Raw genomic sequence first — 702 nt, forward strand, 5'->3', positions numbered from 1 at the left:
GGATCGGTCCAGACCCAGTCCTGAAACGCCTGTTTGATCCTCTGCAGCTTGTCCCGCGCGGCTTCGGTGTCAACGACATTGAGAACGCGCCGCTCGCCATCCACATCCTTGAAGGTGTCGAAGATCTGAGGCACTCGGCTATTCAGCGCATCGGCCAGCAACTCGCCGGCATGGCGGCGGCTGGTTCCCCATTCCGATGTGCCACCGGCGCTGTAACCGAGCTGCCGTGCCTCCACCGTCCAGGACCCAAGCTCCGGCATGTGGTGGATGCGGATTTCCGCCCCCATCTTTTGCCTGACGAAGGCAACGACATCGGCGGCCGGGATCCACGGGGCGCCGAGGCGGGCTGTGATGTCGGATGGCCGGAGATCAGCCGGCTGCACCTCCTGGAGGGCGCAGACATTGCGCTCATAGGCGGGGTCGAGCTCGGCCGCTGCCTGCGCGGCCGCAAGCTTTGTGCGGACGGCCCCTGAGAGATATCCGTCTGCCGTCTTCCACGATCCATCGGCCGGATCACGGAAGATAGCTTCGCCCAGCTCGTCGATCACATCAGCAGGATCGCTGTGCAGCAGCTCGGCGACATGGTCGATATCGACGTGGCCTCGTTCATTCAGCACGACGGCGAGCGCATCGGCAGGTGAGGTAATCGTCGGTGCTGCCGGCGGGGCAATCACCCGTTCCGAAAAGATCGGCCCCGGTTTC

Annotated in this window: 1 protein-coding gene; it reads right to left on the minus strand. The window is 64.2% G+C overall.

All coding sequences use genetic code 11. The features are described 5' to 3' along the window. On the minus strand, nt 1-702 hold a 702-nt coding region (locus RNA01_RS23495; protein ID WP_503826407.1), incomplete at both ends, for a DUF8437 domain-containing protein.

The sequence above is a fragment of the Paenirhizobium naphthalenivorans genome, assembly GCF_007992095.1.
In the GTDB taxonomy this organism is placed as follows: Bacteria; Pseudomonadota; Alphaproteobacteria; order Rhizobiales; family Rhizobiaceae; genus Allorhizobium; species Allorhizobium naphthalenivorans.